Annotated in this window: 11 protein-coding genes; 5 read left to right on the top strand and 6 right to left on the bottom strand. The window is 53.0% G+C overall.

The features are described from left to right. Window positions 1-38 precede the first annotated feature (38 nt). Genes AB8615_RS08785 through gap form a run of 3 tightly spaced genes read right to left on the bottom strand, consistent with a single transcriptional unit; the run spans window position 39 to window position 3,226 of the window. Window positions 39-608 carry a hypothetical protein gene (locus AB8615_RS08785; RefSeq protein WP_418152228.1) on the bottom strand — a complete coding sequence of 190 codons (570 nt, stop codon included), beginning with the start codon at window positions 606-608 and terminating at the stop codon, window positions 39-41. A 28-nt stretch (window positions 609-636) separates the two neighbouring features. Beyond that, entirely contained in the window at window positions 637-2,157 is a 1,521-nt protein-coding gene (locus tag AB8615_RS08780) for a phosphoenolpyruvate carboxylase (protein ID WP_418152226.1), read from the bottom strand. Between the two features lie 55 nt (window positions 2,158-2,212). Next, complete coding sequence (gene gap / locus AB8615_RS08775) at window positions 2,213-3,226, bottom strand: type I glyceraldehyde-3-phosphate dehydrogenase (protein ID WP_409432229.1); 1,014 nt, start codon at window positions 3,224-3,226, stop codon at window positions 2,213-2,215. A 169-nt stretch (window positions 3,227-3,395) separates the two neighbouring features. Between gap and AB8615_RS08770 the strand changes: the two genes are divergently transcribed. Genes AB8615_RS08770 through AB8615_RS08755 form a run of 4 tightly spaced genes read left to right on the top strand, consistent with a single transcriptional unit; the run spans window position 3,396 to window position 6,194 of the window. Further along, window positions 3,396-4,253: an FAD-binding domain-containing protein gene (locus AB8615_RS08770; RefSeq protein ID WP_418152223.1), complete on the top strand. Its 858-nt coding sequence runs from the start codon at window positions 3,396-3,398 to the stop codon at window positions 4,251-4,253. After that, window positions 4,250-4,693 carry a hypothetical protein gene (locus AB8615_RS08765; protein ID WP_409432227.1) on the top strand — a complete coding sequence of 148 codons (444 nt, stop codon included), beginning with the start codon at window positions 4,250-4,252 and terminating at the stop codon, window positions 4,691-4,693. The genes AB8615_RS08770 and AB8615_RS08765 overlap by 4 nt, the downstream gene beginning before the upstream one ends. 5 nt (window positions 4,694-4,698) lie before the next feature. Then, entirely contained in the window at window positions 4,699-5,694 is a 996-nt protein-coding gene (locus AB8615_RS08760; protein WP_409432226.1) for an NAD(P)/FAD-dependent oxidoreductase, read from the top strand. Between the two features lie 38 nt (window positions 5,695-5,732). Beyond that, complete coding sequence (locus tag AB8615_RS08755) at window positions 5,733-6,194, top strand: GAF domain-containing protein (RefSeq protein WP_409432225.1); 462 nt, start codon at window positions 5,733-5,735, stop codon at window positions 6,192-6,194. Here AB8615_RS08755 and AB8615_RS08750 read toward each other — a convergent pair. Then, entirely contained in the window at window positions 6,191-6,790 is a 600-nt protein-coding gene (locus AB8615_RS08750) for a TIGR00730 family Rossman fold protein (RefSeq protein ID WP_418152221.1), read from the bottom strand. The two genes, AB8615_RS08755 and AB8615_RS08750, sit on opposite strands and share 4 nt — an antisense overlap. Before the next feature lie 97 nt (window positions 6,791-6,887). Between AB8615_RS08750 and AB8615_RS08745 the strand changes: the two genes are divergently transcribed. Beyond that, the gene (locus AB8615_RS08745; protein ID WP_409432223.1) at window positions 6,888-7,862 is read left to right on the top strand and encodes a hypothetical protein; all 975 of its coding nucleotides are present in this window, start codon (window positions 6,888-6,890) and stop codon (window positions 7,860-7,862) included. A 38-nt stretch (window positions 7,863-7,900) separates the two neighbouring features. On the opposite strand, the gene AB8615_RS08740 is transcribed toward AB8615_RS08745, so the two are convergent. Then, window positions 7,901-11,179, bottom strand: coding sequence for an efflux RND transporter permease subunit (locus AB8615_RS08740; protein ID WP_418152218.1), 3,279 nt, complete (start codon window positions 11,177-11,179; stop codon window positions 7,901-7,903). Further along, window positions 11,179-12,267 carry an efflux RND transporter periplasmic adaptor subunit gene (locus tag AB8615_RS08735; RefSeq protein ID WP_409432221.1) on the bottom strand — a complete coding sequence of 363 codons (1,089 nt, stop codon included), beginning with the start codon at window positions 12,265-12,267 and terminating at the stop codon, window positions 11,179-11,181. Before AB8615_RS08735 ends, AB8615_RS08740 begins: the two co-directional genes overlap by 1 nt. Window positions 12,268-12,367: the final 100 nt, after the last annotated feature.

The raw sequence follows: 12,367 nt of genomic DNA, 5'->3' as shown, positions 1-12,367 counted from the left end.
GCGCTGATGTATGGAAGTGCGTCACGAATTTTTCGGGATCAATCGCGGCTCGCGCGGCCTACGCCGTAGAAGATATTGGCAGGGGTGCCGAATTGCTGCAAAATTGCATTATGCGGAATGGCGCGGAGTTGGCGCGGGTTGAACATGTCCGCCCCGCCGCCTGGCTTAGCGCGTTTGACCGCGCGCGAGCCCGTCGGGATTAGCATATTTTGTCCAAAGCCCCCAAGAAGTCCGACATAATTGGCATCCGCGTAGAGGCTGTCTTGCTCTGACCCGATCGTGCGGAAGACGTCCCACGAAAAATCATTCTCGGTGTAGAAGACATCATTTTCAGCTTCGCTACGGTCTTCATAACGTGACAGGAGCAGTGAGCGCACGGTGGCGCCTGCCATATCTGGCGTCTGGAACCAGAGGAAACCATCGCCGCCTTGGAAGCTTGTTTCGTGTATCAGGTGAATGTCGCGCTTCTCGAACTGGCGGATGGCCCATGGGCTCATGGCGTAGTCGAGGCGTTCCGAGATAGAGCCGGGATGCCCGCCGCGGCCCAGACCTTCGCCGTGCGTGTTAAAGACCAGCGCTTTCACGTCTTTCATATCGTGTGCGGCCATTTTTGCGGCGAAATGTGATTGCAGCCGTTCAATCGCGGAGAGTCGCTGGGATTTGCCCCATAAACCGACCCGCATCCGAGAAACCTGTCTGGATCGCGAACAATCCGCGTGTCTTGATATATTCATTATAGACAGGGTTTTCGAGCATCTTCCCGATAATCCGCCCGCCATTATTGAGTGCATCCGCCGTCTCAAACAAGGGCGAAATATCGAGCTTTTCTTCCAGGCCGTAAAGCCGTGCCAGATAGAGCATGCCCAGCGGGACGAGGCTGTCCTCGGTCTCTGCAATCAACAAGCGGATCGGCGTGGCATTGTCGATATATTTGTGGATTTGCGCGGTGAGGATCATCTTCTCATGCGCAGTATTTTTTTCCAGCGCGAGCGAGGCGAAGTTGACGGGCTGCGCCTTGACGTTCTTTGTGATCTTCGACGCGCGGTTCATCAAAGTGCGATTATCAGCGGCGTTGTCAGTGATGTTAAAGACGGGACGGATGGCGGTCATAACGTGGCGCGCGTTCAGGCGGAAGTGAATACGCGCTGTGCCGAGGCCAAACGCCTTCATACTGGCGCGAATACAGAGTAGGTCGCGCTTATCTTTTTCTGCCGTGAGCGCAGATAGAGCTTCATCGATCATACCGTCGAGGTCGGCCAGGTTTAGGATACGGTTCTCTGTGTCTCGCGTCAGGTTGTTTGCCGCTGCGACCAGATTGTCTGGCTCCGTGATGTCTTGTTCAAACATCGCCAAGTCACGCTTGGAGCTGAAAAGACCGAATTCAATACGCTCTTGCAGCGTTTCAATTTGCGGACAGCCAGATTTCGCACGACTGGCCAAGGCATTGATTTGGTCTAAATAGCGCGCCAATTGATCGCGCTTTTCTGAGAGGCGTAGGCGCAGAGCGTCGCCCCAGCTTATGTCTGTGCGCCCATCAATATCATAGCCAACCCAGCTATAGGCATCGATCAAATGCGGGGCTAGCGTGGTCCACTGATCAGGAAAGGCTTTGGCCGCCACATCAAGAATTTGCGCGTTCACGGCATCGATTGAAGATTGAATACGATGTAAGGTCGCCTGCGTGTCTTCATGCTCCTCAATAAGGGTCGGTGCGCGCTTGGGCAAATAGGGATAGGTCTTGAGTTGGGCGATGTCTTCGTCAAATTCACCGTCGTCTTTGGAGGCAATCTGACCCAAGCAATTTCGAATGTCCCGCGAGAGAGAAAATGTGGGATGCGCCGTGAGGACGATGCCTTGCGCAGGCGTCTCGGCCCACGCTTTGAAAGCTTCAAAGCCGTCTTTGGCTTTCTCTTTGGCAAGCTTAGTGATGCCTGCCTTCAAACTGCTGAGGCGATCCATGCCTGCGCGTTCACGCAAACGTCGCGCCCGCGCAATAGCCGCTGTGTCAGAGAGTGATTTGACCAATTCCTCAATATTACGGAAGGCGACATGGCGATCCTCCACATCTTTGGAAACGTCATAGGCTAGCGTTTTGACTGTATTGGCTTGCGGATCAGACGCAATGTCTGTGCGATGCCCTGCCAGTTGCTCTTGCAAGCGTTTCAGGAAACTCTCTGTGTCTAAGCGTTTGGTGATCGGTCTATCCTATTCTTTAAAGAAATTTGCCCATAGCGACGGCGGTGTCGAGCATACGGTTTGAGAAGCCCCATTCATTATCATACCATGACAGAATACGAACCAAATTATCGTGCATCACAACAGTTTCCCCGAGGACGAGGCTAGAGGAGTGCGGGTCGTGATTGAGGTCAGTTGAGACGACTGTATCTTCGATCACTTGCAGAACACCCTGAAGCGGGCCAGAGGAAGCGGCTTTTTTGAACGCGGCGTTGACCGCGTCGACGCTGGTTTTTTTCGTCGTGTTCACTACAAGATCAACCACGGACACATTTGGCGTTGGCACACGAATGGCTTTACCGTCCAGCTTGCCGTCTAGTTCTGGCATCACAAGGCCGATGGCTTTTGCGGCACCGGTGGATGTTGGGATCATGGACAGTGCAGCTGCGCGTCCGCGATTATAATCTTTGCGGTGGATTGTATCGAGGGTCGGCTGATCGCCCGTATAGGCGTGAACCGTCGTCATAAAGCCGTTCTCAATCCCGAAATTATCTTGCAAGACTTTTGCGACAGGCGCGAGAGCGTTGGTTGTGCAAGAGCCGTTGGAGACGATAATGTGGTCTTTGGTCAGGGTCTTGTCATTGACGCCGTAAACGATTGTCGCATCTGCATTGGCGCCAGGGGCGGAGATCAAGACACGCTTTGCGCCCGCTGCCAAATGCTTGGCGGCCGCGTCGCGGGCTGTGAATATGCCTGTACATTCAAATACAATATCGACTTTATTATCGGCCCAGTTCTGATCTTCCAGATTTCGGACAGCCGTAATTTCGATCGGGCCATGGCCAATATCGATGCTGTTATCTTTAACTTTGACTGTGCCTGGGAAGCGACCATGGACGCTATCATATTTGAGCAAGTGGGCGAGATTGTCCGTGGACGACAAATCATTGATTGCAACGACTTCGATATCTGTCCGTCCACTTTCGTGAAGGGCGCGCAGCACATTGCGTCCGATACGTCCAAATCCGTTAATAGCAACTCTTACAGTCATGATTAGTCCTCGATACAATAATGGGTGACAGCGCTGTCAGTAAACTATTGGGCCCCGTTTTTAAAGGCGTGAATTCGCGCAATATCATTATTTTGGCCTGACCAATAGATTTTTCTGGCGCTCGGTAAAAAATTTAAGCCAAATTCTGAATATCTTGCGTAACAACTATATGACGCAAGCGCTCCATAATTCAAAAGATTTTAAGTCTGCGGCGGCTGACCAAGCGCCGAGCCTGTCCGCAACGCCCATTCTTCGCACGAATAATAGGCAGGATGTTCAAACCGAGGTCGCGCGATTAACGCCGTGGCTAGACAAAGTCGGCGCTTCCGTCATTCGCGGCGGACGAAAGGCAGCTCACGCTAAGCTCGACACGATGAAACCCGCAGCATATGGCGGATCGCGCAACCATGTTGACGGTGCCGTCACGCGCCTATCCCCTTATATCAGGCACGGCGTTCTAAGCCTATCCGAAGTGCGAGACAGAGCGCTGGCCATGACGTCTGCGAAGGAGGCTGAAAAGCTGATTCAGCAACTTGCGTGGCGTGATTACTGGCAGCGGCTCTATAAAGCGCGGTCCGAGATTATCTGGAATGATGCCGAGGACTATAAGACGGGATTTGCGCCGTCTGATTATGCTGAGGCTTTGCCAGCTGATATTCAGGCTGCTGAAACTGGCGTGGCTGCGATAGATCATTTCCTGCGCGAGTTAATCGAGACAGGTTATTTGCACAATCACGCCCGCCTATATGTGGCGAGTTATATCTGCCATTGGCGGCGGGTGAAGTGGCAGGCGGGAGCGAAATTTTTCTTGCAACACCTGCTTGATGGTGACCCCGCATCCAATAATTTATCGTTCCAATGGGTGGCCAATACGTTTTCGCATAAGCCTTATTACTTCAATCTTGAGAACGTCCAGAAATTCACTGGACCTAGCGTTGACACGCGGGCACAGACAAACGAAGCCTTGACCGGCAGCTATGAGCAGGTTTTCAACCGCCTTTTCCCCAATTTGGACTATAACGCATGAAGACCCGAAATATTATCTGGATACATGAAGACGCCATGCGCGCGGATCACCCTGTTGTTTTCCAAGCAGGGGAACAGGCTGAGGCCGTCTTCATTTGGGATGCTGCATACTTTGAAGCGCAAGGGTATAGTGCGAAGCGTTTGGTTTTCATCTATGAGTGTTTGATGGATTTGCCCGTCGTGCTCTATGTCGGCGAGACTGAAACGGCCTTGCGAGAGTTAGTGAGTGGCGGCAGGCTGTTTGTGCCAACGACGCCTAACCCCTATTTCAATACGATATTGGATAACCTCTCGGGCGACATAGATGTCACTCAAGTGCCTGACATTCCGCTCGTGATTGCGCCTGATGATGTTGACCTCAAACGCTTTTTCCGCTTTTGGAATAAGGTGCGCAAATCGGCCCTCACATCCAGTGAGCCTTATCAGCAGGCGGCTGAGTAGCCATCATGCCAAGCGCGAAACGTATTGCCATTATTGGCGCGGGGATTGCGGGGCTATCAGCGGCGCGCGCTTTAGAGGACAGCTGCGATGTTGTCTTGTTTGACAAATCACGTGGAGTCGGGGGGCGCATGTCGACGCGCTATACCGATACCTATGAATTTGACCATGGCGCGCAATATTTCACAGCCCAAGACGCTGCCTTCCTCGCCGCCGTTGAAGACGGAATAAAGGCTGGCGTGATCAAGCCTTGGGACGCGCGGGCGCTTTATCTCAAAGACGGTAAGATGGAGCCCGATACTGGGCGGCAGCGTTATGTCGGCACGCCGCGTATGAATAGCTGGCCCAAATATCTGGCCAAAGACCTGACGATCCATTTGGGCGAGCGGATATCTCGCATCTCGCGAGAGGGGCAGGTTTGGACTCTGAACTTCGAAAGCAGCCGCGCGTCAGAGACGTTTGACGGCGTCATTTGCACATTGCCGCCCGCGCAAGCTGAGCAAGTTTTGCCCAAAGACTTCGCGCATTACACAGATGTCAAAAAAGCCAAGCTGGATGCATGCTTCGCTGTCATGATTGGCTTGGACCGTGATCTTAATTTAGGCTGGGATACGTTGCGGGTGAACGCGCCGCCAGTCGCTTGGATGGCCGTCAATAGCGCGAAGCCTGGGCGCAAACATGCGCCGTCAACACTAGTGATTCATGCCGATGCCGTATGGTCGGAAACCCATCAGGATGCAGAGCGCGATTGGGTGCAAGCGCAATTAATTGACCAGGCCGAAGTTATAACCAAGTTTAATCTGGCAGAGGCACCACATATCGCAACGCATCGCTGGTTATACGCCAGCCCGAGCGAGAGATTAGAGGCCAGCCAGAATAACGTCTATTACGACGCCACGCTTAATTTGGCGGCGTGTGGGGATTGGTGTGCGGGCGGGCGCGTGCAGGGGGCATGGCTATCGGGTCGCGCTGCAGCATTAGAAATCTTGAAAAAACTCGCTTAGCACTTGTGGCAACTGCCGACAGCTATTACCTCCGCCACATGACCAAAGCTGACACTTATATTGATGTTCAAAAACAAATCGCCGCTGTTCTAGAGGGCGAGGCAAATATCACGGCTCGCATGGTAACGATTATTTGCCTGTTGCATCAAAATTTTGACGACTACTTTTGGACGGGCTTCTATCTGGTTGACCCTGAAAAATCAGAGGAATTAGTGATTGGCCCATATCAAGGCACGCTGGGTTGCTTGCGTATTCCCTTCACGCGCGGTGTCTGCGGGGCGGCGGCGCAAGACGGAAAAACAATCATTGTCGAAGACGTTCACGCTTTCCCAGGGCATATCGCCTGCGACAGCCGATCCGAGTCAGAAATTGTTGTGCCAGTCTTTGATGCAAAGGGTAATTTGTTCGCTGTTTTGGACGTCGATTCCACGCGCCTCGCTGCATTTGACGCAACAGACCAACACTATCTCGAACAAATCTGCGGGACGATCTTCGCCTAGCTCAGTTCGCGCACGCCGCCCTCAAAACCCAGTGGTTTCCGCTTGAGAGGATTGGCGATGCGGTCTTCGACCATCGCGATTGCTTGCTGCGGAGACGTGGCACTGAGCATGTCGTCTAGAGCGGATTTCGGCGCAAAGCCAGCGGCCACAATCTGCTCAAACACGCGAAGGAAATCGTCCCAAAAGCCTGTATCGGATAAAAATACGACAGGCTTTTCATGCAGATTTAGGCGGAGCCATGACAGAACTTCGACCACTTCTTCCAAGGTTCCAATTCCGCCTGGTAGCACGATAAAGCCATCTGATTCGTCAAACATCATAATTTTGCGCTGGTGCATATCCTCGACAAAGACATGTTTAACATCCGTATATGTGCGCTCTGCCTCTTGAAGGAAATTTGGGATAATGCCGAGAACATCGCCGCCGCCCTCATGCGTGGCGCGGGTCGTTGCACCCATCAAGCCAAGACCACCGCCGCCATAGACCAAGCGGATTTGACTCGCGGCTAATTCTTTCCCCAATGCGGTCGCGAGCGCCATATGGGCAGGATTATTACCGGGGCTTGAACCGCAATATACGCATAGGCTTCTTGTCATAAGTCCTCACAGGCTATGGAAAATTTAATGCAAGTCGGACTTGCTTTACAGAGGTTCACGCTTAACCTTGATCTTCTAGTGACACAATGGAAGCCTAATGAAACCTCGCATTATTTGGATGATTATTGGCGGCTTGGCGATAGCGATTGCGCTATATTTGATTGTGCAAAGCAATCATTTGCGACAAGAATTTAGCGTAAGCGACAGTGCAATTACGTCGCCTGCGGCATCAACTATGAGTGACCGCACGGAAGCTAAAGGTCTTGTGCCGATTTCTTTTGCGAGTGTGTCTGAATTTATGGAAGGCCCTTTTCGTAAGCTGACATTGAGCGGCGTTGCCGAACCGAGCAGTGTGATCGTCCTACAAAATCGGGGTGATCGTCTGCGGCAGATTAAAGTGACCGAAGAAGGGGCATGGAACGTCACACTTGATATTGACGGCCAAGCGATGGTGATCGAAGCTTTGATGTACATGGATGATGAGACCGTGAACGTCCGTGCGGAAGAAATGATATTCCGTATCCCTGTACCAAAGTCGCCAGATGTCGCAGCCACAGAATTTACATCCGATGCGCTGATCATGGTCAGTGCGCCGGGCAGTCCAACACGGATTATTCAATCCCCCTTTGGCGGGTCGCCGACGAATGAAGCTCTGACGATTGGGGCTGTTGATTACGATGATGCTGGCGGAGTTATATTCTCTGGCACGACATCTGTGCCAGGACGGATTAGGCTCTATGCTGGTAATGCGGCGATTGGGGAAACGCGGATCGGCGCAGAGGGACGTTGGAATTTTATAGCGGGGAAAATGCTGCCATTCGGGGAATATATTATCCGGGCAGAACTGATCCAGCCCAATGCAGAGCGCCTCGGTATATCTGTGCCGTTTGAGCGCCTACCGCCCCTTCGGCCAGCGCAAGGCGGGGAGGGGGCGCTGTCCGTGACATTTGAGCCTTATCGGTGGCAGGTCCGGCGCAGTTTGATTGGGGGCGGCACACAAAGCACTGTGATTTTTGCTCCCAATGTGATCATTCCAGAAGAAGACTTAAAGCTGATTGACGCAGAGCCATAGAGTCTAGGTTAGCAGGCTGAACGCGTTAACGCAGACCTCTATTCTGCAGGGCTAGGATTGCCATCAATCTCGGGTTCAGCTGGCGAATTTGCAACGCTAACCGTATTGGGTTCTTGCCCGCGCATACGCTGCAACCATCTCCATACCCTTTTGATACGTCGCCACATAATCGTTGGCATAGCCAGCAAAACGGGTGTGACGATCAAGGTCAATATGGTTGCAAAGCCGAGGCCGCTCGCCACGACATAGGAAATCGGCGCCCAAATTTCCGAGGTGCTGGAGCCTTTTGTGGAAAACTCACCCGTGAAGATATTGGCTTGCCAGCCAAGGATTAACGGCATCAAGCCAACCACAGTTGTAAGCGTCGTCAGCACCACAGGGCGCAAGCGTTGCCCCGCCGTCCGAAGCGCCGCGTCTTCACTGCTAAACCCATGTTCTCGCAAACGCTGATAAGTATCGATCAGAACGATATTATTATTCACGACAATTCCCGCCAACGCGATCACGCCTGTTAAGACGAGGATCATCGAAATATAGCTATAAAATGTCAGGCCTAGCAGCACGCCAAATACGGATAGGATCACCGCCGATAGCGTCAAGAAAACATGATAGAAGCTGTTAAACTGCAGCAACAAGATCACGCCCATCATGAACAAAATCGCGAGCGCGGCGCTGGCACCAAAGGCGGCAGCTTCGGCATTTTCTTCCTGCTGTCCCAAGAATTTGATCTTGGTGCCTGCGGGCAGATTAGCCTCTTCGTCGAACCATTTTTGCAACTCCGCGACCTGTATATTCGTCGCGTACCCTTTGAGCGTGTTGGCTTTTACTACGTAAAACGGCAGCAAGTCGCGCCGCTCGATTTTGTCTTGGCGTGGCTTTGGCACGCGGGTCACGACGGTCGAGACGGGCAGGGCGCCTTGAGGCGTTTGGATACGCAGCGTGTCCAGGTTTGCCAGATCGCGCGAGGTTTCGGGATAGCGAATACGAATATCGACTTCTTCTTCGACGTTGAGCGGGCGGTATTGCCCGACAAGCGCGCCTTCTGTCAGGAATTGTATCGCGGCACCAATACGGCCAACATCAAGACCAAGCCGCCCCGCTTCTGCACGGTCGACTTGCATTTCAAAATCAACACCAGGCAATGGCAGGCTGTCTTCGTAATCATGCGTACCTTCGATGGTTTCGAGTTTTGCGCGCACATATTTAACTGTTTCTTTGAGCTGCTCGCGGTTTTCAGCTGAGATCTGGATGCCGATGTCTTTGTCAATCGGGGGGCCTTGGTCGATGGCTGTGACTTCGGTGATGACGCCGGGAATACCAGCTGTCACTGTCTCCAAGTCAGCAACAATATCGACAACGCTGCGTCGCTCTGCAAAGGGAAGGAGTTCTGTGTAAATGCGGACGACTGTATCAGACGGCACATTCGTTGGCCCTCCAAAATTGCCGCCGCCATTGCCTGCGGCCCCAGGCCCAGCCACTGTGTAGATCGACTCGACGCCGTCAACTTTGCGGATGCGGTTTTCAAGCTCTAGCGCTATTTCGCGGCTTTGCTCTGGCGTCGCATTACCGCGCGCACGGGCCAGTACGAATAGCTGATCAGAGGGAGTTTGGGTGAAGAACTCGATAGGCTTTGGCGGCGGCCCTTCGACGCTGGCGCTAAACGCTCCGATGATCAAAAATCCAATAACCCCAAGGCCCGCGAGTATAAGCAAAGGCCATTGTATAAGCGTCTTGATTGTCCGCGTATAAACACCCGTCATGCCCGTCAGAAGAGCAGGATCGCCTTCATTGGCCGACAGACGTGCCGCATTTTCATTCGCGGTTCGCTTCGGGCGGAAGCCGATCTTCGCGCCAAGTGTCGGCAGAAAGATAATCGCCATCAACATAGACGCTGTCAGCACATAGATCATGGTGCGCGGGAAATAGGACATGAATTTGCCCGTGATCGTCTCCCAAAATAGCAGCGGGATGAAGGCGGCGAGTGTCGTCGCTGTTGACGAAATAATTGGCCAGAACATACGCTCGCCTGCCATTTGGAACGCGTCTTTGCGGGCTAGACCTTCATCCATTTTACGGTCAGCATATTCGACGATTACAATGGCGCTGTCGACGAGCACCCCCACGGAGAGAATAAGCCCGAAGAGGATCATCATATTGATCGTTTCGCCTTGCACGTAAAATAAGAAGAAGGCGATCAAGAAACTTGATGGGATTGCCCACCCCACAAACAAGGCTGACCGCCAGCCTAAAGCGGCGATACACACGATGAAGACGAGCACCACTGCGTTGATGATTGAGGAAGATAGCTCCCGCATCATATCGCGAATATAAACGGCTCGCGATTGGCTGAAGGTAACATTGACCGTGGCAGGCCAGTCGGGGCTGGAGGAGACCTCATTGACGAGGTCTTCGATGAGGGTGATCGTGTCCAAAATGTTCTCGCCTTGACGTTTGGACACTTCGAGAGAGACGGAGGTGCGGAAGTTAAATCGCGCGTAGTTTTCAATGTCTTTGTAGCCGTCGCGGACGACGGCTATGTCGCTCATGCGCACAATGCTGCCATTCTCGGCGCGGCGAATTACCAGCTCTGACAAGTCAGCAGGATTTTCGATCAGGCCAGGTAGTTTGACGTTGAATTTCCCGCTATCCGTTTGCAGCGACCCCGCTGGGATCAAGCTGTTATTGCGGGCGACAGCAGCGGAGAGTTCGTCAAAAGTAATGCCAAGGCTTTCGACTTTGGCAGGGTCAAGAATAGCTTCTAGAACATCGACGCGTTCGCCAGAAATATTTGCTTCCAGTACTTGCGGTAGGCTCTCAAGGCGCCTTTGCAAATCCTTGGCGCGGCGTTGCAATTCGCGCTCAGGCACATCGCCCCACAGGTTGACAGTGATAATGGGCAGGGACGAGGTCGAGACTTCCTCGACGATCGGTTCGCGGGCCTCTTGCGGGAACTCTGAACGGGCGCGATCCACTTTTTCCAGCACGTCCGTGATAGCTTGATCCAGATCAGCAGAAGGTTCGAATTCTAGGATCATATAGGCGACATTGGTCGCGGCGACGCCGTCAATTTGTTTGACGCCGTCAATGGCTTTTAATTCTGTTTCCATGGGCCGAATGAGCAAGCGCTCTGCGTCTTCGGGGGAGATACCAGGCAAGACCACGCGGACATTGACAAATGGCACAGGAATGTCTGGCTCGGCGTCCAGGGGCAGGCGAGAGATGGCGAGAAATCCGCCAATGACGGCGAAAAGCATAATGCCAATCGTCATCCGCCAGTTGCGGATCGAAAAGCCAACAATGCCGACAATGCCGCCCATTACTGTGTGGCCGCCGTGTAAATGCTGCCGCGTGGATTTACCGTCGTGCCGACGGACACGAAGTTCTCGCCCTCAGTAATTACACGGACTTCATTGGGCAGGCCCGTCACCCAGATACCCGTGCCGTCCTCATCGATCACCTCAACATTGGCGAAACGCACGATATTTTGAGTGTCGACATAGCGCACACCCACGGAACCTGCATCGTCAAGCGTCAGGATTTTCCCCGGTATGCGCTGCGCCAAGGTCATGCCAGCGAGAAGGGACACATCGGCTGTCACGCCGCCTTTGAGTTTGTAATCTTTGTTCGGGACGTGGATTTCTGAGCGGAATGTCCGTGTGCCGGAATTAGCCTTGGCTTCAATAAAGGCCAACTTGCCAATAAGAGTCTCGCCTGTGACAAGTTCTATATCAATCTCTTGGCCCAGTTCGACTTTGCCGACTTGCGTTTCGGACAGATCAATCGCCACGATCAGTGGGTCTAGTTCGACGAGCATACCGCAGGGTTGCCCTGGTAAGAGATAGTCCCCGACTTCCGCCATGCGTTGATCAAATATGCCGCGGAAGGGTGCACGCATCTTGACATTATCAAGTTCGATCTCGGCCTGCGTCACAGAGGCTCTTGCGCCGTCGACAGCTGCTTTGAGGGAGGCAAGTTGAATCGCTGAACTAAAGCCTTTATCCACTAGAGCTTTTGTTGAATTATAATCTGCCTCGCGCGCGACGAGATTGGCTTTCGCTTGATCTAGGCTGGCTTTGCGGGCGTCGACGTCTTGGCGACAAATCACTGTGCCGCGATTGATCAGCTTGCCTTCGGTCACGGGGGTCGCGGCGATGAGGCCAGCAGTCTCTGCCTTGATCGCGACTTCACGGTTGGGCGCAGTGCGACCGTAGAGGCGAAAACGGTTGGGATGCTCCTGCGCGCGAAATGTTTCGACAACGACATCTGGCACTGCGGTTTCAGTTTCAATCGCACGCGTAGCAGGCTCTGTTTCAGCCTTATTGCTGCCGCCCGCATTGATTAAAAACCAAAGCGCAATCAATGTCAGGAGGATCGCGGAGATCAGATAGGATTTATTAAATTTCATGATCTGAATACGCCTTACATGGACCAATGGTTTCTGCCCCGCTTATCCCAGCGTTTGGCGACTTATGCCACCAAGAGCAAGTTGCAATGCTGCAAGACTG

This window comes from Litorimonas sp. RW-G-Af-16 (assembly GCF_048319245.1).
GTDB lineage: Bacteria > Pseudomonadota > Alphaproteobacteria > Caulobacterales > Maricaulaceae > Litorimonas.
The sequence above is the reverse complement of the archived record's forward strand: the minus strand, read 5'-3'. Positions and strand labels throughout refer to the sequence as shown.

Bases quoted from the DNA above. Each gene is read 5' to 3' on its own strand.
- AB8615_RS08760 (WP_409432226.1), top strand. From the start codon at position 4,699: ATGCCAAGCGCGAAACGTATTGCCATTATTGGCGCGGGGATTGCGGGG.
- AB8615_RS08770 (WP_418152223.1), top strand. From the start codon at position 3,396: ATGACGCAAGCGCTCCATAATTCAAAAGATTTTAAGTCTGCGGCGGCT.
- AB8615_RS08765 (WP_409432227.1), top strand. From the start codon at position 4,250: ATGAAGACCCGAAATATTATCTGGATACATGAAGACGCCATGCGCGCG.
- gap (WP_409432229.1), bottom strand. From the start codon at position 3,226: ATGACTGTAAGAGTTGCTATTAACGGATTTGGACGTATCGGACGCAAT.
- AB8615_RS08750 (WP_418152221.1), bottom strand. From the start codon at position 6,790: ATGACAAGAAGCCTATGCGTATATTGCGGTTCAAGCCCCGGTAATAAT.
- AB8615_RS08745 (WP_409432223.1), top strand. From the start codon at position 6,888: ATGAAACCTCGCATTATTTGGATGATTATTGGCGGCTTGGCGATAGCG.
- AB8615_RS08735 (WP_409432221.1), bottom strand. From the start codon at position 12,267: ATGAAATTTAATAAATCCTATCTGATCTCCGCGATCCTCCTGACATTG.
- AB8615_RS08755 (WP_409432225.1), top strand. From the start codon at position 5,733: ATGACCAAAGCTGACACTTATATTGATGTTCAAAAACAAATCGCCGCT.
- AB8615_RS08785 (WP_418152228.1), bottom strand. From the start codon at position 608: ATGGCCGCACACGATATGAAAGACGTGAAAGCGCTGGTCTTTAACACG.
- AB8615_RS08740 (WP_418152218.1), bottom strand. From the start codon at position 11,179: ATGGGCGGCATTGTCGGCATTGTTGGCTTTTCGATCCGCAACTGGCGG.